Raw genomic sequence first — 21,223 nt, 5'->3', positions numbered from 1 at the left:
ACGACGGTCGCTGATAATGAGCCGGAAGGGTTTGGATGAGCTATTGCTGGCAAGCCGGTTCAGTCAGTTACCCGAGTCTTTTTACAGCCCTGTTTCCTTGCAGCCCCTTAAAAATCCGCATCTGGTTGCTTTCAATACTGACGCTGCCGACCTGATTGGGCTGGACCCCTGTCAGGCAAGCCCGGAACAACTCAGTGATCGATTTGGTGGTCACCAGCCCCTTGTGGGCAGCAATCCCATCGCGTCAGTTTATTCAGGGCATCAGTTTGGTGGTTACACACCACAACTTGGAGATGGCAGAGCCGCTTTATTAGGTGATGTCACAGGATGTGATGGACAGCGTTGGGAGTTACAACTCAAAGGCAGTGGTAAAACACCTTATTCAAGGCATGGTGATGGCCGGGCTGCTCTGCGATCAGTCATTCGTGAATACCTATGCAGTGAAGCTTTAGCTACATTAGGTATACCGACAAGCCGTGCACTCTGCATCATTGGCAGTGAAACTCAGATCTATCGTGAGTCGATTGAATTCGCCGCCAGTATGGTGCGAATCTGCCCCAGTCATATCCGCTTTGGTCATTTTGAATATTTTTATTATACCCGGCGTCCGGAGCAGCTAAAACAATTGGCTGATTTTGTTATTGAACATCATTATCCGGATTGTGCAAAGATGGATAATCCCTATCTCGCAATGTTTTCAGTCGTGGTAGAAAGGACTGCAAGACTAATTGCTCAGTGGCAAACAGTAGGTTTTTGTCATGGTGTAATGAATAGCGATAATATGTCTATCCTGGGCTTTACCCTTGATTATGGCCCGTTTGGTTTTTTGGATGATTACCAGCCTGGCTATATTTGCAACCGAACCGATGAACATGGTCGTTATGCTTATCAGCAACAGCCTTCTGTAGCGATGTGGAACTGCGTATGTCTGGCTCAGAGTCTGACAGGGCTGATCAAACAGGCTGATCTTGAAGTGGCGCTTAAGCGTTTTCAGCCGGTCTATGCGATTGCGTATACCGAGCAAATGAAATTACGACTGGGTATGGCGGGCAAAACAGATGCTGATGGGAAAGTAATTGAAGAGTATCTGCAATTACTGGAACAAGCTGAATGCGATTATAATGCTGCTTTTCTTGCTCTAGAAAAAGCGGTGTCCGGGGATGCCGAAGCGATTACTCTCTTGCTTGGGAGTACCTCGGCAGTCACTCAGTGGCTGGCTGTATATCTTGAGCGTGTTGAGAAAGACGCATTGCCGTTAATGGCGCGGAATAATCCACGAGTAATTATGCGAAGCTATCTTGCCCAGCATGTCATTGAACGCGCTGAACAGGGAAACTTTGATGATCTGGCTCAACTGCAAGCAGCACTGAGAGATCCCTATAGTGACAATTTCGATATATACTCTCAACCAACCCCTGAATCGGGGAAAAATATCTCGCTTAGCTGTTCTTCGTAATAGATAGCTTGTGAGTATTAAAATGGTTTTCAAAAAAATATTGTTTGATGGGTGTGTTGTTAAAGATGGCAGTTGATAAACATAATACGGGTCGAATTAGTCAGATTCTGGCCATTGTTGTTGCTCTTTTTTTCTTTTTATCGCTTTCAGCGGTTATCAGAGAACCGGTGATGTAAGCCTTGCTCTAATGTTCGGGCTGTTAGCTGTGCTGGGTTATTTTATTGTGAAATTACTCTTTATTGGTGTTAACAAACTGCTAGATTCCCTCGATAGAAAAGCGGATAAAAGTTAATAACAATCAGCAGCATCATGTGTAGTCTGATTTTGATTCAGCTCCGCAAGTAATAAAACCTACAGAACAGATAAGGATTTACCGATGGCAAATAAGGCAAACGTGGCGGTGCTGGGTGGTGGTAGTTTCGGTACTGTTATTGCAAACCTGATCGGTAGTAAGGGTGAAGCAGTCAATCTTTGGATGCGTAATGCAGAGAGAGCTGAAGCAATTAACAGCACTCGGGAAAATAGCCGTTATCTGCCGGGTCGCAAACTATCTGATTCACTTTATGCCACATCAGATTTGAGTCTGGCTGTAGCTGATGCTGACATTATCTTTGTGTCTATTCCCAGTCAGTCTTTTCGTGAAGTCATTCGCCAGGCGAAGCGATTTATCCGTCCTGAACAGATTGTTGTCAGCACAACTAAGGGAATTGAGGCCAATACGTTTAGTCTGATGAGTCAGATTCTTATGGATGAGCTCCCAGAGAACCCTATCGGTGTTATCAGCGGCCCTAATTTGGCAAAAGAAATAGTACAGCAGCAACTCACGGCAACGGTGATCGCCAGTGAAGATGAGCGGGTACGTAGCGCGGTCCAGGAAATATTGCACTGTGCTTATTTTCGCACATATGCCAGCACCGATATGTATGGCGTTGAACTGGGAGGGACGTTAAAAAATATCTATGCGATAGCATCGGGTTTGAGTGCAGCGCTTGGCATGGGTGAGAATACTAAAAGTATGCTGATGACCCGTAGCCTTGCAGAGATGAGTCGCTTTGCGGTTCAGCTCGGTGCGAACCCTATGACATTTCTTGGATTAGCAGGTGTTGGTGACCTTATTGTTACCTGTTCTTCGCCGCTTAGTCGTAATTATCGGGTTGGTTTTGCGCTGGGAGAGGGTAAGAGTCTGGAAGATGCGGTGACGTCACTGGGCGAAGTCGCGGAAGGTGTTAATACTCTGCGCTATGTTAAAGAGAAAGCAGACGAAATGGAGATCTATATGCCGTTAGTCAGTGGTCTCTATGAAGTAGTATTCAATGGAGCTCCGGTGTCTCAGGTGGCTAAGATGATGATGCTTAATACCCAGAGTAGTGATGTAGAATTTATCCTGCCTCGGGATGATAGCTGATGCGGCTGCTTTTGCTGCGTCACGGTGAAGCAGGTTTTAATGCGATCAGTGATGAGCAGCGCAGCCTGACAGAGAGTGGTAGGTTAAGAGTGCTGCAGATGTTGAAAGCGCATCAGCCCCTGCTAGAGGGCGTTGAGCGAATAATACATAGTCCATACCTCAGAACCTGCCAAACCTCCGATCTGGTGCGTGAGGTTAAGCCGGTGGAAATGCTTTCTTTGTCGCAGCTAACGCCAGAGTCACCACCACAACAGGTTATCGACTGGTTGACTCAGCAACCCGATGCGGTGCTTATGCTGGTTACTCATCAACCGCTTATTGGGGATTTAGTTTCTCTGCTATGTGCAGGCAATCTTTCCCGACCAGAACCCATGCTACCCGGAAGTATGGCTGTTATTGAGCTGGAATTTCCGGCAGCGGGGCTTGGGACTCTGCAACACTTGGTACGTTAGTTAATGAGTTGAGTGTTGAGTTACTTACTTCATTCTCTTTTGTTAATTATTTGCAGCATTTCTAATAATACGAGCGCTTTCTTTTAATCTATCTATCCTGGGATATCTTGCCAGGCCATCTTCAATGGTTTCAATTGCTTTCGCTTTATCTCCGGTCGCCAGGTATGCGCGGGACAAGTCGATGTAGAGTTGGGGCATAGGAGTGTACTCTATATAGCTGGATGCCCAATCGATAAATTGGGGAGCAAACTTTCCCTGTCGAGCATCAAGTTCCCGTAATAGTAGTGTACGCATGAAGTAGAACTCGGCAGTGTTGCTGAAAAATGGGTTGCTTAATGCGGGTTGAAGCAAAGCAGGTTCTGCCATGCCTTCTTTTAGAAAACGGATAGTATTGTGATTTGCCTGAATTGTCTGAAGCATAACAACTGTAATACCTAAACTCAGTATAGTGACAGACCACCTAACCGTTAATTCTGCCATGTGGCTTAGTACAAATGGCTTAGACTTACAGTTGTGACTCAATATCAGAAAGATTAAAAAAAGCAGCAGAAACCATGGGATATTGCTGATGTAAAACGGAAGCTCTACCAGAGTGTGTAGACCAATTGGGATTAATAGCGCTATATAATTTAAACCACGACGCCAGCCGCAGCTGAATGACGCGTAGATAATAGCGATCACTGAAATCAGAATTCCCCCTATGGCGATTCCCCCTCCTTCAACCATCCAGAACAATAATTCATTGTGAGGGTGGCTGAGTCGTGCGGCAGGGAGGTTGGCTTCAGGAAAACGTTCTAGGTAATCAGCTTTCTGCTCATGCCAGACTTTTTGAAAGCTACCAATTCCATGACCATTAAGCGGTTGCTGAAGAAACACTTCAATAGATATTTTATATATATTGATGCGGCTATTAGAGCCTGATTCGGCAACGCCTAAGCTGTTTTTCACTGTTAGGTCTTCGAGTTTTTGCGAACCACGTTGAAGCCCTTGGCTTCCAAAAAACAATGCAGCAATCACTGATATCAGTACTGCACTGGATAAATTTTTGCGATTAAGAAAGCTGCGCCAGTTGCACAGGGTCAGTATGATGACGCCGACTCCAGATGCTAGGAGCCCTGTCCGCGATCCTGAGTAAGCAACGGTAAAACAGCTGAGAAAAATACTACTCACTAGAATTAATTTAAGCACCGGGCCGCTTTTAAGAGTAACCGGGCGACTTAGTAGGTAAAAGCCGACAAGAAGGATAGTTGCCTGGAATGATGCGTGCATGTTGATCTGTTGAAAAACGCTGTATGGGATTTCATTGCTTGGGGTTATCCATAACGGCAGAATGTTAGGCCAAAAAATTTGAGAAGCCCCGTAGAATCCGTGAATAATTCCCGATATCAACAGTATGAAGAGAACTGTTTCGATATCCCGGTTAGTAAAATGAAATTGGAAAAGCGCAATAAGAAAGAGAAAACCACCCAAAATATACAGTTGCCGGAATAACCATTGGGTGGGTAGGAAGCTATCAACGATATAGCCTAGCATAATCATGCTCATAGGAAGAGCCGCCATCGCCAACCAGACGCTGGGAGATGAAAACTGCTTTGATTTGAGTAAGACAAAAGTTGCTGAGGATATAACTAGAACAGCTGCGATCCAGACTGTGATGTTATGGGATATCGACATACCTATCCCGCCGAGGTTAGGCTGGAAGAAAAGCGTCGCAGGCAGAAACAGGATACCCAATAATATCAGGCCGAACTGCTGTGGAGTCATCCGCAATATCTTGTCAGTCATTAAAACCCTCGGGAAAGGTCGATTAGCTATCTGTTTTAAAAGAAAAAAACACTGGTGATACTACTCTATTTTTGTATGCTGTTATAGATGATCCTGGGTTGTAAAGCTTATGGTCGCTAAGAGGGTTGCAGATAGATGGGTAATACATTGCAAACAGATGAACTGCGTTTTACGGTAAATGATCACCAGATGGTGGCCAAGTGTTGGGGGGAGCCTGATGCTAAACCGGTATTGGCTCTGCATGGTTGGTTAGATAACGCCGCGACGTTTAATCGCTTAGCACCACTGTTACCTGATGTTCGTTTTATTTCGTTAGACCTGATGGGGCATGGTTTTTCCGATCACCGGCCTACTTCGACGCCCTATTATATTTGGGATAACGTGCAAGATCTGATGATCGTTGCCGATCAGTTAAAATTAGACAGATTTACGCTGCTCGGGCACTCAATGGGAGCCAGTATCGCGACATTGTTTGCCGGGGCCTTTCCCCGGCGAGTCGATAAACTGGTATTGATTGAGGGTGTAGCGCCGTTGGTCACTGAGCCGGATGCCGCTGCAGAGCAATTGGCTCTGGCAATCAAAAAACGCATACGAATGCAGGGGCGGCCACAGAAGCCCTATCCGGACTTTGACTCTGCAGTTTTAGCGCGTATGAAGGGCCGCTGGCCTGTCGATGAGTGTGCAGCTCACGGATTACTTGAGCGGGGAGTCATTCAGCGTGAAGATGGTTTTTATTGGCGCAGTGACCCTAAGCTTTTATTACCTTCAGTATTAAGACTGTCAGAGGAGCAGGTAGAGAGCTTTATTCGAGGGGTTACCGCATCCGTGTTATTAGTATTGGGAGAGAGCGGTATCCCGCAAAGTGATCGACGGATCGCTAACTTTCGTACGATCAGAACAGAGAGTTTATCCGGCGGTCATCATCTGCATCTTGAAGAGCAGGCAGCCGGACTGATTGCTACAATGATAAATGAGTTTATTCGGGTTTAACTATCAAAGGGTTATCCATGCGGATTCGAGCAATTGTACAGATAGGATTTGTCCTGCTTCTTAGTGTTGCAGTGCAGGCTGAAGAGGATGTCAGGGGTGGTGAGGATCCTCAGCAACTCCCGCGGTTTCCATTAAGCTGGATAGTCAGTTATAGCGAGGAAAAAGTGCCTGAGTATGCCCTGGCGACAGGGCCGATGAAAAAACTAGAGGGCGTAATTTCCCCAGAGAAGATCGAGATTTCAAAGGGTTTACTGACGCGCGTTACTTATCGCGTGCCTGATGCTCACACTCCCAAAAAGATTTTTGCGTATTACTTGAAGAATTTACAAAGCATTAATGCTGAAATTCTGTTCCAGTGTAGTAGTCGTCAGTGTGGTAGCAGTAACCAGTGGGCCAATAACTACTTTGAGGTGGCTGAACTGTATGGGATCGACAGGACTCAGTATTACCTGTCAGCAACGACTGGCAATATGCAGTTGGCTCTCTATACCGTCAAAAGAGGTAACCGCAGGGTCTATATTCATTTAGATATTCTTAAGCCTGCGGAACAGACAGAAGAAAGCCTCGCAGCAGATCTGCAACAGCAGGGTTTTAGCTGGCTGGATGATTCGGAAAACATAAACCCCATTACTAATTATCTGGTACGTAATCCGCAGCAAAAGATTTTGATCGGTAGCTACGCTCGTACAGCAGGGGAAGGTGTGTCTGAGCTTCTTAGTCGCAGTAATGACGCTGCGAATAAGCTCGCAGAACAGCTAATTGCAGCCGGTGTTGAGACGCAGCGAATCGAAACGGTGGGGGTGGGGCCTGCAGTGCCAATAGCGGGTCGGGGCAAAGATTCAGGTGTATGGGTACAGTTACGCTGAGCTATATATTCGATAGCGTATTGGCGGGCTTATTAACCAGAGTGGAACAAAGGAACTGACCTATGAAAACGACAGTCTCCCTGGTACTGGGTAGTGGTGGCGCCAGAGGTTATAGCCATATTGGCGTTATCGAAGAGCTTGAGCGCCGCGGTTATGAAATTATCTGCGTTGCTGGCAGCTCCATGGGTGCGCTGGTGGGGGGGATGTATGCCGCGGGCAGGCTGGAAGAATACAAAGACTGGGTGATCAGTCTGAACCGCATCGATGTCTTTAGAATGATGGACCTTACGTTAAGAGGCGAAGGTACCATTCGTGGTAAACGATTAATGGCTAACCTTCGTGACATTGTCGGTAATCCGCTGATCGAGGAGCTGCCGATTCCCTACACAGCGGTAGCGACTGACCTGACACATCAGAAAGAGATCTGGTTTCAAAATGGTTTGATGCTCGACGCGATCAGGGCGTCCATTGCGGTGCCCGGTTTTTTTACCCCGGTGTTTGAAGAGGAGCGGGTGTTAGTGGATGGGGGAGTTCTTAACCCTATACCTATTATTCCCACGGTGGCAGCACATGCAGATCTTATTATTGCAGTAGACCTCAACGCTGAAGCCTGTCAGCCTCGTATCGCTATGCCGGAAACGCGTTATCTGGATCGTTCAGGTTTTAGTGATGAATGGCATCTGGATGGCGCACCCCAGGCTGAAGATGATAAAGAGCAGGAGTGCGTATCACCGAAAGCCACAGGCAGGCTTGATGTTCTGTTGAATGCCGTTGAGGTGATGCAGGAGTCCCTGGGTAAATACAAAGTGGCTGGTTATCCCCCTGATATGTTGATAGGTATTCCCAAAGATGTTTGCAGCTTTTATGAATTTCACCGGGCCACGGAGATGATTCAACTGGGCCGGGAGCTGACAGAAAAGCATTTGATTGCTCTGGAACAGTCGATGCGCTGAGTTTGCTCAGCGGGAGCAAGATAAAATAAAGGAGCCAGCTGGCTCCTTTATGTGTAACAGAAAAGGGTGAAGCAGGGAGGGCTGAATATCAGTTAATCAGCGAGAGAAACTCTCCCCGGGTGGACTGGCTCTTTCTGAATGAGCCCAGCATCATTGATGTTTTCATGCTGCTGTTTTGCTTTTCTACACCGCGCATCATCATGCACATGTGCCGTGCTTCAATAACAACACCCACGCCATCTGCACCAGTCGCCTGCATAATCGCATCGGCAACCTGCTTGGTCATGTTTTCCTGGATCTGTAATCGACGGGCAAACATATCGACTATCCGGGCGATCTTGGACAGACCAATAACCTGGCCTTTAGGGATATAACCCACATGGCATTTCCCGATAAAGGGCAGCATATGGTGCTCACACATAGAATAGAGCTCGATATCCTTAACAATCACCATCTCACTGTTCTCGGTTGGGAACATAGCGCCGTTGATGACTTCTTCAAGGTTCTGATCGTAACCACGAGTGAGAAACTGCATCGCTTTGGCGGCGCGCTTTGGAGTGTCGATCAGGCCTTCGCGAGTGATATCTTCACCCAACTGTTCGATTATGCTGGCAAATTCTTTTTCCATTACAGTGAGTAATCCTGTCTTGGTCTGTCTACGCCTGCGCCAGGCACGATAAGTGCGAGGCAGGGCTGTTAAAAAGGGTGCTAACTTACGTGATTAGCATTCATAGGTAAAGTCTACAGAGCGGTTTATGAGCTTTATTTTGCGCGCTTAAGTAATACATAGAGTGCGCCGGTACCGCCATCTTTCGGTTGTGCTGACGAGAATGCGATTACCTGGGGCATCTGTTGCAGCCAGTCATTCACATAAGACTTCATCAGTGCCTGCTGTCCTTCTACGCTGTTTGACTTGCCGTGGACCACCATGACACAGCGTAACTGTCGCAAGCTGCACTCACGAATGAAGCTGCTTAGCTCAGTGCGAGCGTCGTCCAAAGTATAGCCGTGAAGATCCAGCCCTGCATCCCAGGGTAAATGCCCCTGTTTGAGCTTCTTCATTACTTTAAGCTGTACACCTGGCGCGGCGTAGATGAGTTCATCTTCAGTTTCTACCAGATTAATAACTTCTGATGTGAGGCCGTCGACAACCATCTCTTCATCCTGAACGGCCACCTGTCGTTTATAGCGGGTGGTTTCATCGTCAGCTAACTTTAACTTTTTTGGTTGCCCGCGAAGATCAGCCCGATCATCGGTATGACGGCTGACTCCCTTCATGGCAGCAGAGAAATCTAATTCATTTTCATCAGGCAGATCGTTTTCAGACATAGCGTTCGCAGAGAATATTAATTAACATACACAGCCTGTAATAAAGCAGGCATCAATCAGTGAATTATCCATCCAGATATGACCATCAATCAAGCACAGACGCTTAAAGAATTACATACAATACGCGATTATGTTCGTTTCAGCATGAGCCGTTTTTATGAATACGACCTTTATTTTGGTCACGGCACCGATAATCCATGGGATGAAGCGGTTCAGTTAGTGCTGGGTGCGTTACATCTCCCGTGGAACAGCAATCCGCAGTTGCTGGACTCCCGCCTGACATCAGACGAGAAGTCACGTGTATTGGATTTCCTCGAGCAACGGGTAATAAAACGCCGGCCGCTGCCCTACATTATAGGCGAGGCATGGTATGCGGGTATGCCATTTTATGTTGATGAGCGGGTCTTGATTCCTCGCTCACCAATACAAGAGCTGATCGAACAGCAATTCAGCCCCTGGTTACGGGAAGGACCGGTCGATAGAATTTTAGATCTTTGTACTGGCAGCGGTTGTATCGGAATAATTTGCGCCTATGCCTTTGAAGAGGCCGAAGTTGATCTGGCGGATATCTCAGCAGAGGCGCTTGAAGTTGCCCGCCGGAATATCAGTCGGCATGAGCTGAGCGAACGGGTGACTGCGATTGAAAGCGATCTGTTCAGTAGCTTAACTGGCCGTAAATATGATCTGATAGTGAGCAACCCTCCGTATGTAGACAGAGCAGATCTGGCGAGCATGCCCCAGGAATATCAGCATGAGCCGGATCTGGCGTTGGGATCAGGGTCGGATGGTTTGGATATAACCAAGCAGATTCTGCGTCAGGCTGAGCAGTTCCTGGCAGAGGATGGTTTACTGGTTATCGAAGTGGGTAACAGCGAAGTTCATCTGCAGCAGCAATATCCCCACATCCCATTTACCTGGTTAGAGTTAGAAGCGGGGGGCAATGGCGTCTTTTTGCTTAGCGCCGCTGAGGTTAAACAGTATTGCAGCTCTGTCTGAATGACTAGGGTATAATCGACTAAATTTTTGTTTTGAAATCGGGAACATACGATGTCAGGAAACACATACGGTAAGCTTTTTACCGTCACCACCTTCGGCGAAAGCCACGGCCCGGCACTGGGTTGTATTATTGATGGCTGCCCTCCGGGTATCGAGCTGACAGAAGCCGATCTGCAAAGGGATCTGGATCGGCGTAAGCCGGGTACTTCCCGCCATACGACACAGCGACGCGAAGCGGATGAAGTGAAAATTCTCTCCGGTGTGTTTGAGGGAAAAACCACCGGTACGCCTATCGGCTTGTTGATTGAAAATACCGATCAGCGCTCTAAAGACTACTCTAATATCGAAGAAACCTTCCGTCCGGCACATGCTGACTACGTCTACACCCATAAGTATGGCTTTCGTGATTACCGGGGTGGGGGACGTTCATCGGCTCGTGAAACGGCAATGCGAGTTGCTGCCGGCGCTGTCGCCAAGAAGTTTCTTGCACAAAAAGGTGTTGAAGTACGTGGCTACCTGTCACAGTTAGGCCCTATCAAAATCGACGCGTTTGACTGGGACCAGGTAGAACAAAATCCATTCTTTTGTCCCGATGTGGTGAAAGTCATTGAAATGGAAACCTATATGGATGCCCTGCGTAAAGAGGGTAACTCTGTCGGCGCTAAGATCTCTGTATCAGCTACCGGTATTCCTGTGGGCTTAGGCGAGCCGATTTTCGACCGGCTGGATGCCGATCTGGCACATGCACTGATGAGCATCAATGCGGTCAAAGGCATCGAGATCGGTGATGGATTTGCCTGTGTCGAGCAGAAGGGTACTGAGCATCGTGATGAGATGACTCCGGAAGGTTTCCTGTCAAACCATGCCGGCGGTATCTTAGGGGGGATCTCTACTGGTCAGGAGATTACGGCGCATATCGCGTTGAAGCCCACCTCTAGTTTACGTCTGCCGGGGCAGAGCATTAACAGCCGGGGTGAAGCAATTGAAGTGGTCACTCAGGGGCGCCATGACCCTTGTGTTGGCATTCGGGCTACGCCGATTGCCGAAGCGATGATGGCCATTGTGCTGATGGATCACTTTCTGCGGCATCGTGCACAAAATGCCGATGTGACTTGCGAAACACCGGTGCTTAAAGGGTAAAACCCTGAACTAAATTTTTTGTAACCCCTATCGGCTGATGCTTGTATCAGTGGATAGGGGTTTCTTGTTATTAACTCTGGCGTATTTGACGCCTTTAGTTGTGGTGCATATAGCTATGACAGTCTATAAAGAAACCCTTTACGATGGTTACGGCCAGGCTTTTGATGTTGAAGAAGTACTGTTTGAACAGCAGACAGACTCCTGGCATCTGATTATCTTTCGTAACCCTAAATTCGGCACCGTCATGGCGCTGGATGGCATTATTCAGACAACAGAGAAGGATGAGTTTATCTATCACGAGATGCTCACCCATGTGCCTCTGTTAGCCCACGGAGCCGCGAAAAAGGTATTGATCATTGGCGGCGGTGACGGCGGTATGCTGCGCGAAGTGCTGAAACACCCAACGGTTGAAAGTGCGACTCAGGTAGAAATTGATCAGGCTGTTATCGACATGTGTGTTGAACATCTGCCAAATCATTCACAAGGTGCTTACGATAACCCCAGGGCGAAGATCGTTATCGGCGACGGTATCGACTATGTCTGTCAGAGCGATGAAAAGTACGACGTCATCATCTCGGATTGTACCGATCCTGTAGGGCCGGGTGAGGTGCTGTTTAGTAGTCGCTTCTATGAAGGCTGTAAACGCTGCCTGAATGAGGGGGGGATCTTTGTCGCACAAAACGGTGTGGTCTACATGCAACCGGAAGAGGTGGTAACCACGCGTCAGCGACTGAGTCCGTATTTTTCAGACCAGACTTTCTATACAGCGGCAGTGCCGACCTACATCGGTGGGGCGATGACTTTTGCCTGGGCCTGCGATGATCATACTGTTCGTCAGCAATCAGTAGAACTGATTACCGAACGCTTTAACGCCAGTGGCATTAAAACCCGTTATTATAATCCGGCGATCCATGTTGGCAGTTTTGCATTGCCGCAGTACATACTCGAAGAGTTAGGCGACGCTTAATCGCACTGAAAGATAACGGCGCGTATGATTGCTGCGCGCTTCTGAAAAATCCACCCGTTGAATAAACCGGTGGATTTTTACATCTCAGAGCCGCTAATCTGTTGTAGTTAGTTTTAATCTCTTTATAAGACAGGAAGGCTCACCGCCGGCTGATGAAACTGAATACCTATACCCGCCTCTCGGGCTTCTATTTCTTTTACTTCTCGCTGTTAGGTGCGTTAGTGCCTTACTGGAGCCTGTATCTAAAATCCTTTGGCTTTGATGCAGAGACTATCGGTGGGCTGATGGCCATCCTCATGGCCTCGCGCATTGTTGCACCGAATCTCTGGGGCTGGCTGGCAGACCGCACCGGGCAGCGGATACGCATTGTTCGCTATGGCTCATTTTTTACCTGTCTGATTTTTGTGCTTATTTTCTGGCAAGAGAGTGCGCTGGGTATCGCGCTGGTGATGCTCGGTTTCAGCTTTTTCTGGAATGCGGTGCTCCCCCAGTTTGAGGTGTTAACCCTGATTCATCTGGGTGAAAAGAGCGAGTTGTATAGCCGTATCCGCCTCTGGGGCTCTATCGGCTTTATCGTCACGGTGTTGGCGATAGGCTGGCTGCTGGATGTGATCGATATACGCTGGTTGCCCTGGCTGATGTTGGGGCTGATGCTGCTGATCTGGCTCTCCTCACTGTTTGTTCAGGGTAAAGCGTTGACGCGTCATAGTGATGAAAGCGGTTTTATGCAGCAATTGCTGCGCCCACAGATTATTGCGTTCTTCGTTATCTGTCTGCTGATTCAGTTCAGTCATGGACCATACTACACCTTCTATTCTGTCCTGATGGAAAGCCTGGGGTATAGCCGGGCAGAGATTGGCATGCTCTGGGCTGTCGGTGTTATTGCTGAAGTCATCGTATTTATCTATATGCACCGTCTGATTGGTCGCTTTGGTCTGCGCCGATTGATGATCGGTAGTCTCATGCTTTGCGTGCTGCGCTGGCTGCTGATCGGCCTGATACCCGAAAACCAGGCTTTGATGTTATTTGCACAGAGCCTGCATGCCGTGAGCTTTGGTGCCCTGCACGCAATCGGCATCGCCTTGGTACATCATTACTTCTCACCTGCTAATCACGGACAAGGGCAGGCGATGTTCAGTAGTGTTGGTTTTGGTGTGGGAGGTGCTCTGGGGGCATTGTGCAGTGGTTTTCTCTGGGAATCCCTGGGTGCAGCTGCAACATTTATTGTGGCGGCAGGTGCGGTGTCTTTAGCTGTTTTGTGCGCAACTATTTGGATAAAACCAGAAAATTGTGCAAATACGAATCGGTAAATTTGTTTTGCACCGCAGTTGGTATAGTATTAGAGATAGAGTGGATAAGTTGTTGAATCGCAATTTTGCAGTATAAATGTACGCGTAATCCTGAGATCGGTTGATCTGATCGTTGAGAGGTGCACATGAATTTCAAAATAGATGTTGAAATGACCCCGGAAGAGCTCCGTAAGGTATTAGGCCTTCCTGATGTTGAATCGTTTCAGAATGACATGATGAGCAAAATACAGGAACGGATGGACGCAGGGGCTGATGGATATGATCCGTTAACCTTGTTTCAGCCCTATATGGCGACGGGTCTTGGATCGATGGATACGATACAGAAAATGCTGATGAACATGATGTCGACTTATACCAACAGCAGTAAAAGCGCTGAAAAAAAATAAAGCTGTTGGCTGATCTTTATGCGCATCGCAGAAGACAGAAACAGAACATAGAGAGAGAAAATTTTGAGAATTCTCAGAAAGTACACCAATCGCCGCTTATACGATACGTCACGCAGCTGCTATATCACTCTCGAAGATGTAAAGGAGCTAGTACTGAGTCAGGAGAACTTTCAGGTTCAGGACTCTAAAACCGGTGCCGACCTGACCCGTAACATTTTGCTTCAGATTATTAGTGAGCAGGAAGCGTTGGGCCACGGTACGCTACTAACCAATCAGGTACTGCAGCAACTGATCCGCTTCTACGGTGACAGCATGCAGGGGATGATGAGTCAGTATCTGGAGCAGAGCATCGCCACCTTTATCGATCAGCAGGAACGTATCCGCGAGCAGATGCAAAACATGATCGGCGCGAGCAATCCGCTAAATATGATGAACAAAATTGCCGATCAGAATATGGCAATGTGGAACATCTTCACCCCACCGGGTGGAGAGAAGCCAGCAGAGAAAACCGCCAGCAACGATGCGGAACCGCCAAAAGAAGATAAGTAGTTTTTACTGCTTAACGAAGCCCGCTTCCTGTTCTTAATAACCTGAGCGGGCTTTTTCGTGTTTGCAGTAGGTGCAGCAAGGAGCTGTTCCAGGTTTTTGTAATTGAGCAGTGAATCTACTATGATCCTGTGATCAAGTGCGTAAATATAATGGATTATATAGTCGATGGAACAGACGCCCAGGCAGCCTGAGAAACAGGCACAAGCCTCTCATTTTAGAGTTACAGCCTTTCTTCGACGGCTTTGCACTAAACAGTATCTTTACGGCCTGAGTCTTTTTTCATATCTTCCTGAGAACAACACCTTCCCCTTTACCAAATACGGCGTTATCGACGCGGTAGTCGATAACGTCTCCAGCGATGCTACCGCTGATGAACAGCGCGGCCTGATCTACAAAGCCCGCATGCTGATGAAAATCAATACCCTCTGGGTGGATGGCCGAGAAGTTAATCTGGTGCCGGGTATGAGCATTAGCGCCGAGGTGCTGACCCCATTGATTCGCATTGTCTAATTTCTACATGTAATTGTGAGTTGTATAAATGAGTACGAACTTGATAATAAAGTATTTTCTATTCTGTATTGCTGCTTTTCTGATATGGGTTTTTGTTAGCAATATATATGATGATTTAGAAGTGCGTAATTTATACACTTTTTTTAGCGAATTTTTCTTGTTGTCATTTTCATTTATATCAGGGCTTAGGTTATTTCTAACATTTTTTTTAACTTTAGGTTATTTAATGGGTCGTGCTGATGTGAGTGTGCGTAGAAGTTTGGGTGTACGGTCTGCCAGAGCTTTTATTTGGGACGAAGTTTTTATTGATGATGATTCTGAATAATAGATAAATTATATTGTCTAATTGATTAGGCTGGTTTCCCTAATTTTATTTAGAGGAAAAATTATTCGATAGAAAAAATCACGGAATCAATAGGGTCAAAATCAATAGGGTCAGAGTCATTGGTTTTATATTTTTGAAGGGCTAACTTTGTTTTCTATAATTTATATGGAGATAAATTATGGCACGCTTACCTCGATTATTTTTTTGCCAGGATATCCTCAGCATATCATTCAACGAGGCAATAACCGTCAAGCTACATTCTTTACTGATGAAGACTATAAAGTGTATCTCGATAAACTCAGTTTATACGCTGATAAACATAAGGTTCAAATCCATGCCTATGTGCTAATGACTAACCACGTTCACCTGCTGCTGACAGCAGTCGATGAGTGGAGTTTTAGTAAACTTATGCAATCACTGGGCGGTACTATGTGCTTTATATTAATAAAACATACCAGGAATCAATAGGGTTAGAGTCATTGATTCTATGGTTCCCGGTATGAGCATTAGCGCCGAGGTGAAAACCGGTAAGCGGTATTTGATTGAGTATGTATTAACGCCGTTGCTGAGATATAAGAATGAGAGTGTTAGGGAGCGATGAATATTGTAAAGTATGTTGCGGAATTAATTTAACGTTTTATTTGGTTTTGGAGTATAAGAATGTCATTTATAAATGAATATGTTACTGAGGCGGATATTGAAAAATATGGTTTGTTTGATGTTAAATGTTCAGCAAAACCTTCTTTGATTAAGCGAGGGTTGCCTTCTGGATTTAAGTATCATTGGACCGTTGATAAAGAAAGAAATATTTATCTGATGCTACTTGGAATAGGTAAAGAAGAGTTTTCAAATCGTTTTAAATGGGTTCTTAATATAGATGGAATGGAAATCGTTTTTGAAACAGATAAGTCTTCAAAGGGTTCGGGTAATATTTATGATCGACCATATTTGGTTATTTGGGATCTGATTGCTGGTAATAAAAATAATTATTTAAATTCTATGAATGAAGATGAGTTTAATATCTTAAAGGAAGCTATTGAGTGTTTTGGGTGTTTTGGCATTGTAAATGAATTAGACGATGTTGTTGTTCAATTAATCAGATAGTTTATAAATAAAGATAAGGATATCGAATGATTACTACAGTAGCTGAAGCAAATCAAAGATTAGCTGGTGTCGTGAATAATAGCACTTTATCAAAGATGTAAAAGGTAGTGAAGGAAAATCAATAGGGTCGAAAATCAATAGGGTCAGAGTCATTGATTTTATAGTTTTGAAGGGCTAGCTTTGCTTTTTATGATTTATATGGAGATAAATTATGGCACGCTTACCTCGATTGTTTTTACCAGGATGTCCTCAGCATATCATTCAACGAGGCAATAACCGTCAAGCTACATTCTTTACTGATGAAGACTATAAAGTGTATATCGATAAGCTCAGTTTATACGCTGATAAACATAAGGTTCAAATTCATGCCTATGTGCTAATGACTAACCACGTTCACCTGCTGCTGACAGCAGTCGATGAGTGGAGTATTAGTAAACTTATGCAATCACTGGGGCGGTACTATGTGCTTTATATTAATAAAACATACCAAAGGACGGGCACGCTTTGGGACGGGCGCTATAAATCTACGTTAGTCGATAGTGATACCTATTTGCTGACAGTGATGCGTTATATTGAGTTGAACTCAGTCAGGGCTGCTATGGTTGAGCATCCAGTTGAATACCCATGGTCAAGCTACCAAGCGAATGCAGTAGGTAAGTCGATTGTATTGATTAGTCCTCATGAGGTATATCAACAACTAGGTAAAACGCAGGCTGAAAGGCTCAGTAGTTATGTTTCTTTATTTGATAATAATATAGAAGAAAACACATTGGAAACGATTAGGAATTCGACTGACAAGGCCTGGGTGTTAGGGACTGTGCGCTTCAAAGAGCAGGTCGAAGAACAAACTAAGCGTCGTGTTGCTGCCATTCCACGAGGAGGAGGCACGAGGAGGAGGCACGAGGAGGAGATAGGAAATCCGAGGCATACCGTGAACGAGCTAAAAATCAATGACACTGACCCCATTGATTCGCGCCATTGATTCGAACAAAATTTGTAGATGAAATTGAAGGGATAACAGGGAGAAGGAATGAGCAACAAGGACAGGGAAGGCCAGTCAAAGGGTAATGGTATGGGTAAAATAGATCTGTCCACTTTATTTAAACTTACTGCTCGATTTTTATTAAGAAATTTTTTCTATATTTTGTTTGTTATTATTTTATTGTTTCTAAGTTATTGTGAACAGGATTACTATGTTCCAAGTCAGAAAGATTTATCATTGTCAGTTGGGTTTATTGAAGTCCATAAGCCAGGACGGTCAAGTTCTGTATCACGTGTAAATATGATTAATAGCAAATTATCTTTTGCGGCTATAAATGTTTATGGAAGGGTTCTTAGCCATAAAGACAAAAGAATTAAGGTTTATTGGTATGAATTTGACACGTGTTGTTTCTTGTCAGATGGTGTTTTTGCTTTGTCATTTAAACGTGCAGAAGATGATGTTGTTATTCTTTCATATAACGAAATGATTCGTAAATATATCTCTGAGAGAGATAGGTTGTCTAAGAAAACTTCAATTATGTTTTTCTTTATTATTTTTATTATTTTTATTCAAGTTTTAATTGATGAAACTAAGAGGTGGCGAGCTTGAATGAATTAACCAATTTGAATGCTTTTCCCAGCAAGTCGCGAAGCGACGTCTAACCACTAGCGACTAGCAGGCGCGCAGCGCCGTTCTAAGTAAAAAAAGCCCGCAACGCGGGCTTTTTTTTACTTGCCTTTCATATCCGGCATGTTCCGGCCATAGAAGATTTCGTTCATCTCTTTGTAGAGACGTTCGTTAATCTCTTCAACTTCACGTCCGGTGAGGTCGGCGGTGGTGGTGCCAAACAGGTAGGTGTTCAGATCAACATCGTTGAGCATCATCTTGGTGTGGAAGATATTTTCCTGATACACGTTCACATCGACCATCTGATACTGATCGCGGATATCCTGGCTGATGAAGTTCTGGATCGAGTTGATATCATGATCGATGTAATGTTTTACGCCGTTTACATCACGGGTAAAGCCACGGACCCGGTAATCCATGGTGACGATATCGGAATCCAGTTTATGGATCAGGTAGTTCAGCGCCTTTAGAGGCGAGATGATGCCGCAGGTAGAGACTTCGATATCGGCTCGGAAGGTACATATTCCGTCATCGGGGTGTGCTTCAGGATAGGTATGTACGCAGATATGACTCTTGTCCAGGTGGGCAACTACCGAGTCTGGCAATGGGCCTGGTTTCTCTGTGGTATCAACATTGTCTGAATCTTTAATCGGTTCTTCCGCGACCAGAATGGTAACGCTGGCACCCTGAGGCTCGTAGTCCTGACGTGCAACGTTTAATACAGTGGCGCCGATGATCTCGCAGGCTTCTGTGAGGATCTCCGTCAGACGGTCGGCGTTATACTGCTCATCGATATATTCGATGTACTCCGCTTTCTGCTCTGCGGTCTGGGCATAGCAGACATCATAGATGCAGAAGCTCAGGCTTTTTGTGAGGTTGTTAAAACCCTGTAGTTTGATTTTTCCGTTGGATGGCAACGTCGTAAACTCCAGCTAAAACCAGTCGGTCTTTGTGTACGAGAAATAATGGGCGGATTTTAGATGAGAAGTCCGGCGGAAAAAAGCAAAATTTTCAGTTAGCGATGAATTAAAGAGGGCATTAATTCATCGCTAATCATGCTCTTTAAGCCACTCGGCGATGTTGGGCGCTACTTCGGTTTGTGATTTGCTGGATACGAACACCCCGATATGACCGGAGGCAACTTCATACTCAGTATAGTCGTTGCTGGCGGTTAAGCCGCTAAGGGCTCGGGAGGCAGCAGGGGGGACCAGATGATCAGAGCTGCCAAACACGTTCAGCAGCGGCTGGGAAATGTTCTTCAGGTCCACTGGCTGATTGGCGACGGTTACCGAGGCATTGAGGAAGCCGTTCTCTTTAAAGAAGGTGGTTAAAAACTGACGAAACATCTCGCCGGCCTGGTCTGGGCTGTCATAGATCCACTTCTCCATGCGCAGGAAGTTCAACGCTGAAGCCTGATCTTTCAGTTGTCGGGGGATATTCAGGTTTTTCTGCAGGCCAAGTCGCATCGGCATCAGCGCATTGTAAGCATCGTTTAGCATGGCGCCGGGGATATTGCCGTAGGTCTCTACGGCAAGGTCTACATCGATCTGCTGGGTCAGGTGGCTGAGCATATTGTCCGGGGTTTTAAAATCTACCGGGGTGACCATTGTGATCAGATTTTTAACTTTGTTTGGGTTGAGCGCGGTATAGCAGAGGCTGAGAGAACCCCCCTGACAGATACCCAGCAGGTTGATCTTCTCCTGGCCTGAATTCTGGCGGACCTGGTCGACACAGTTATTGATATAGCCGTTGATGTAGTCATCCATATCCAGATAGCGATCAGCCGCGTCGGGATAGCCCCAGTCGATCAGATAGATATCGATGCCGAGCTCTAACAGGCGCTTAACAAAGGAGCGCTCCTGATCCAGATCGACCATATAGGGACGGTTAACCAGTGCATAGCAGATCAATAAAGGTGTTTTACAGCGTTTACGTCCCGGTGTTTTCTCACTTTGGTAATGAAACAGTTGCAGCTTGTCTTCGGTGTAGATGATCTCTTTAGGCGTCTGACCGACCTCTATATCATCGAGGGATTGCAGGGTACTAAAGCTTTGCAACAGTTGTTCATTGAACTGGCTCAACTCTTCGGTGAGCTTCTCCGGGCTGAATTTAAATCCACTCATTGAGGTTTACCTCTGCTGCTTTTCTTACCGGATGACGTTCTGGGTTTCAGCTCGGTGAGCATACTGCGCAATTCGTCGATCTCTTGCTGCTGCTGTCTCAGGTGTTTACGCATCTTATGTTGCTGGCGTATAGTGCTATCGAGTTCTTCCCGGGTGACCAGACCAAGCTCTTTAAGCTTTTTGTCACGGCTGCTGAATGCCAGTTTGCGCACCCGATTAAGGCTGTTGCTGATGCGGCCGTGGCTGTTCTGATATTGATCGGTAAAGACTGTGTCACGGTAGGCATTTTCGTAACAATCAACCCAGAGGTTTTGCAGCGCTTTGACGCTGTCTATCTCAGTGTTCTGATTTTGCAGTAGCTGCTTGAGATCATCGCCGGTCTGACTGAAGATTTGATCATATTGTTGTAGATAGTCGCCTAATGCATCCTGATAATCGATGCAGGCCTGAGCGATGGATCGCATTTGAGCAGGACTGTATGAGCCGCTGCCAATTTCGGGAGACTTTGCCAGCTGTTCCAGCATTTCACGCATGGGCGTTGATTCGAGTGACTCCGCCGTCAGAAGTGAGTTCTTAAACATTGATGCTAATGGTTCGGGAATATTCCATTGGCGACTCAGTAGTTCGTTACACTGAGCTTGCATATAGTCCTGGAACTGATCAACCAGTACCTCTGTATCCAGAGCCGGTTGCTTTTTTGATTGCAGAAGAGCCTCGGTAAAGCGACTGAACTGATCGGTTTGCGTTTTGACCAGACCGATCAGGTTGGCTTGCTGATCCGAGAAGTCTGTCATATCGGGGGCTTGGATGCTGTTTAGAAAGCTTTGCCATGATTCTCCCGCTGCCGGGTTGTTTGCCTGCAGCGTCTCCTGCCATTGCTGCAACTGCTCTTGCAGCCAGCTAGTCGCATTTGAGTCGGTTCCTGTGTCAGAGCTATCAGTCATCATCCGTTTCCACGCTTAAGGTCT

General features: G+C 46.1%; 23 protein-coding genes. 17 read left to right on the top strand and 6 right to left on the bottom strand.

The annotated features are described in order from the left end of the window. The first annotated feature begins 16 nt into the window (after positions 1-16). The 3 genes from AMJAP_RS09515 to sixA all read left to right on the top strand — a co-directional run bounded on the left by AMJAP_RS09515 (position 17) and on the right by sixA (position 3,313). Positions 17-1,456 (top strand): protein adenylyltransferase SelO, encoded by a 1,440-nt coding sequence (locus AMJAP_RS09515; RefSeq protein ID WP_019622257.1) that lies wholly within the window; start codon positions 17-19, stop codon positions 1,454-1,456. 376 nt (positions 1,457-1,832) lie between these two features. Beyond that, positions 1,833-2,861, top strand: coding sequence for an NAD(P)H-dependent glycerol-3-phosphate dehydrogenase (locus AMJAP_RS09510; RefSeq protein WP_019622259.1), 1,029 nt, complete (start codon positions 1,833-1,835; stop codon positions 2,859-2,861). Further along, positions 2,861-3,313: a phosphohistidine phosphatase SixA gene (sixA, locus tag AMJAP_RS09505; RefSeq protein ID WP_019622260.1), complete on the top strand. Its 453-nt coding sequence runs from the start codon at positions 2,861-2,863 to the stop codon at positions 3,311-3,313. The genes AMJAP_RS09510 and sixA overlap by 1 nt, the downstream gene beginning before the upstream one ends. Before the next feature lie 42 nt (positions 3,314-3,355). On the opposite strand, the gene AMJAP_RS09500 is transcribed toward sixA, so the two are convergent. Next, positions 3,356-5,098, bottom strand: coding sequence for a PglL family O-oligosaccharyltransferase (locus AMJAP_RS09500; protein WP_019622261.1), 1,743 nt, complete (start codon positions 5,096-5,098; stop codon positions 3,356-3,358). 135 nt (positions 5,099-5,233) lie between these two features. Between AMJAP_RS09500 and AMJAP_RS09495 the strand changes: the two genes are divergently transcribed. The 3 genes from AMJAP_RS09495 (at position 5,234) to AMJAP_RS09485 (ending at position 7,907) form a co-directional block, all read left to right on the top strand. Beyond that, a complete protein-coding gene (locus AMJAP_RS09495; RefSeq protein WP_019622262.1) occupies positions 5,234-6,088 on the top strand; it encodes an alpha/beta fold hydrolase in 855 nt (284 codons plus the stop codon). A gap of 17 nt (positions 6,089-6,105) precedes the next feature. Further along, positions 6,106-6,954: a DUF4892 domain-containing protein gene (locus tag AMJAP_RS09490; RefSeq protein ID WP_019622263.1), complete on the top strand. Its 849-nt coding sequence runs from the start codon at positions 6,106-6,108 to the stop codon at positions 6,952-6,954. A gap of 62 nt (positions 6,955-7,016) precedes the next feature. Beyond that, positions 7,017-7,907, top strand: coding sequence for a patatin-like phospholipase family protein (locus AMJAP_RS09485; RefSeq protein ID WP_019622264.1), 891 nt, complete (start codon positions 7,017-7,019; stop codon positions 7,905-7,907). An 88-nt stretch (positions 7,908-7,995) separates the two neighbouring features. Here AMJAP_RS09485 and folE read toward each other — a convergent pair whose 3' ends face one another. Continuing rightward, complete coding sequence (gene folE, locus AMJAP_RS09480) at positions 7,996-8,535, bottom strand: GTP cyclohydrolase I FolE (RefSeq protein ID WP_019622265.1); 540 nt, start codon at positions 8,533-8,535, stop codon at positions 7,996-7,998. Between the two features lie 134 nt (positions 8,536-8,669). After that, positions 8,670-9,236, bottom strand: coding sequence for a Smr/MutS family protein (locus tag AMJAP_RS09475; RefSeq protein WP_019622266.1), 567 nt, complete (start codon positions 9,234-9,236; stop codon positions 8,670-8,672). A 78-nt stretch (positions 9,237-9,314) separates the two neighbouring features. On the opposite strand from AMJAP_RS09475, the gene prmB reads away from it, so the two are divergent. The 11 genes from prmB to AMJAP_RS09420 all read left to right on the top strand — a co-directional run bounded on the left by prmB (position 9,315) and on the right by AMJAP_RS09420 (position 18,114). Continuing rightward, on the top strand, positions 9,315-10,232 hold the full coding sequence (gene prmB / locus AMJAP_RS09470; RefSeq protein WP_019622267.1) for a 50S ribosomal protein L3 N(5)-glutamine methyltransferase: 918 nt from the start codon (positions 9,315-9,317) through the stop codon (positions 10,230-10,232). 51 nt (positions 10,233-10,283) lie between these two features. After that, positions 10,284-11,372, top strand: coding sequence for a chorismate synthase (gene aroC, locus AMJAP_RS09465; RefSeq protein ID WP_019622268.1), 1,089 nt, complete (start codon positions 10,284-10,286; stop codon positions 11,370-11,372). A 115-nt stretch (positions 11,373-11,487) separates the two neighbouring features. After that, positions 11,488-12,339, top strand: coding sequence for a polyamine aminopropyltransferase (gene speE / locus AMJAP_RS09460; protein ID WP_019622269.1), 852 nt, complete (start codon positions 11,488-11,490; stop codon positions 12,337-12,339). A 152-nt stretch (positions 12,340-12,491) separates the two neighbouring features. Then, positions 12,492-13,649 carry an MFS transporter gene (locus AMJAP_RS09455; protein ID WP_019622270.1) on the top strand — a complete coding sequence of 386 codons (1,158 nt, stop codon included), beginning with the start codon at positions 12,492-12,494 and terminating at the stop codon, positions 13,647-13,649. A gap of 125 nt (positions 13,650-13,774) precedes the next feature. After that, positions 13,775-14,035: a DUF6489 family protein gene (locus tag AMJAP_RS09450; protein ID WP_019622271.1), complete on the top strand. Its 261-nt coding sequence runs from the start codon at positions 13,775-13,777 to the stop codon at positions 14,033-14,035. Between the two features lie 63 nt (positions 14,036-14,098). After that, the gene (gene phaR / locus AMJAP_RS09445) at positions 14,099-14,584 is read left to right on the top strand and encodes a polyhydroxyalkanoate synthesis repressor PhaR (RefSeq protein ID WP_019622272.1); all 486 of its coding nucleotides are present in this window, start codon (positions 14,099-14,101) and stop codon (positions 14,582-14,584) included. A gap of 165 nt (positions 14,585-14,749) precedes the next feature. After that, positions 14,750-15,094, top strand: a complete 345-nt coding sequence (locus AMJAP_RS09440; protein WP_019622273.1) for a hypothetical protein — start codon at positions 14,750-14,752, stop codon at positions 15,092-15,094. A 490-nt stretch (positions 15,095-15,584) separates the two neighbouring features. Beyond that, positions 15,585-15,887, top strand: a complete 303-nt coding sequence (locus AMJAP_RS09435) for a transposase (protein WP_026340174.1) — start codon at positions 15,585-15,587, stop codon at positions 15,885-15,887. Positions 15,888-16,079: 192 nt separating this feature from the next. Beyond that, on the top strand, positions 16,080-16,523 hold the full coding sequence (locus AMJAP_RS09430) for a hypothetical protein (RefSeq protein ID WP_019622275.1): 444 nt from the start codon (positions 16,080-16,082) through the stop codon (positions 16,521-16,523). Positions 16,524-16,734: 211 nt separating this feature from the next. After that, positions 16,735-17,505 (top strand): transposase, encoded by a 771-nt coding sequence (locus AMJAP_RS09425; RefSeq protein WP_236588714.1) that lies wholly within the window; start codon positions 16,735-16,737, stop codon positions 17,503-17,505. Positions 17,506-17,553: 48 nt separating this feature from the next. Further along, positions 17,554-18,114 (top strand): hypothetical protein, encoded by a 561-nt coding sequence (locus AMJAP_RS09420; RefSeq protein ID WP_019622276.1) that lies wholly within the window; start codon positions 17,554-17,556, stop codon positions 18,112-18,114. A 119-nt stretch (positions 18,115-18,233) separates the two neighbouring features. On the opposite strand, the gene speD is transcribed toward AMJAP_RS09420, so the two are convergent. From speD to AMJAP_RS09405, 3 genes are all read right to left on the bottom strand, one after another. Next, positions 18,234-19,049, bottom strand: a complete 816-nt coding sequence (gene speD / locus AMJAP_RS09415; protein ID WP_019622277.1) for an adenosylmethionine decarboxylase — start codon at positions 19,047-19,049, stop codon at positions 18,234-18,236. Positions 19,050-19,181: 132 nt separating this feature from the next. Beyond that, positions 19,182-20,255 carry a class III poly(R)-hydroxyalkanoic acid synthase subunit PhaC gene (gene phaC / locus AMJAP_RS09410; RefSeq protein ID WP_019622278.1) on the bottom strand — a complete coding sequence of 358 codons (1,074 nt, stop codon included), beginning with the start codon at positions 20,253-20,255 and terminating at the stop codon, positions 19,182-19,184. Next, a complete protein-coding gene (locus AMJAP_RS09405) occupies positions 20,252-21,202 on the bottom strand; it encodes a poly(R)-hydroxyalkanoic acid synthase subunit PhaE (RefSeq protein ID WP_026340175.1) in 951 nt (316 codons plus the stop codon). The genes phaC and AMJAP_RS09405 overlap by 4 nt, the downstream gene beginning before the upstream one ends. Positions 21,203-21,223: the final 21 nt, after the last annotated feature.

This window comes from Amphritea japonica ATCC BAA-1530, from assembly GCF_016592435.1.
In the GTDB taxonomy this organism is placed as follows: Bacteria; Pseudomonadota; Gammaproteobacteria; order Pseudomonadales; family Balneatricaceae; genus Amphritea; species Amphritea japonica.
Note: the sequence above shows the minus strand (reverse complement) of the source record. Positions and strands in the feature narration are given on the sequence as shown.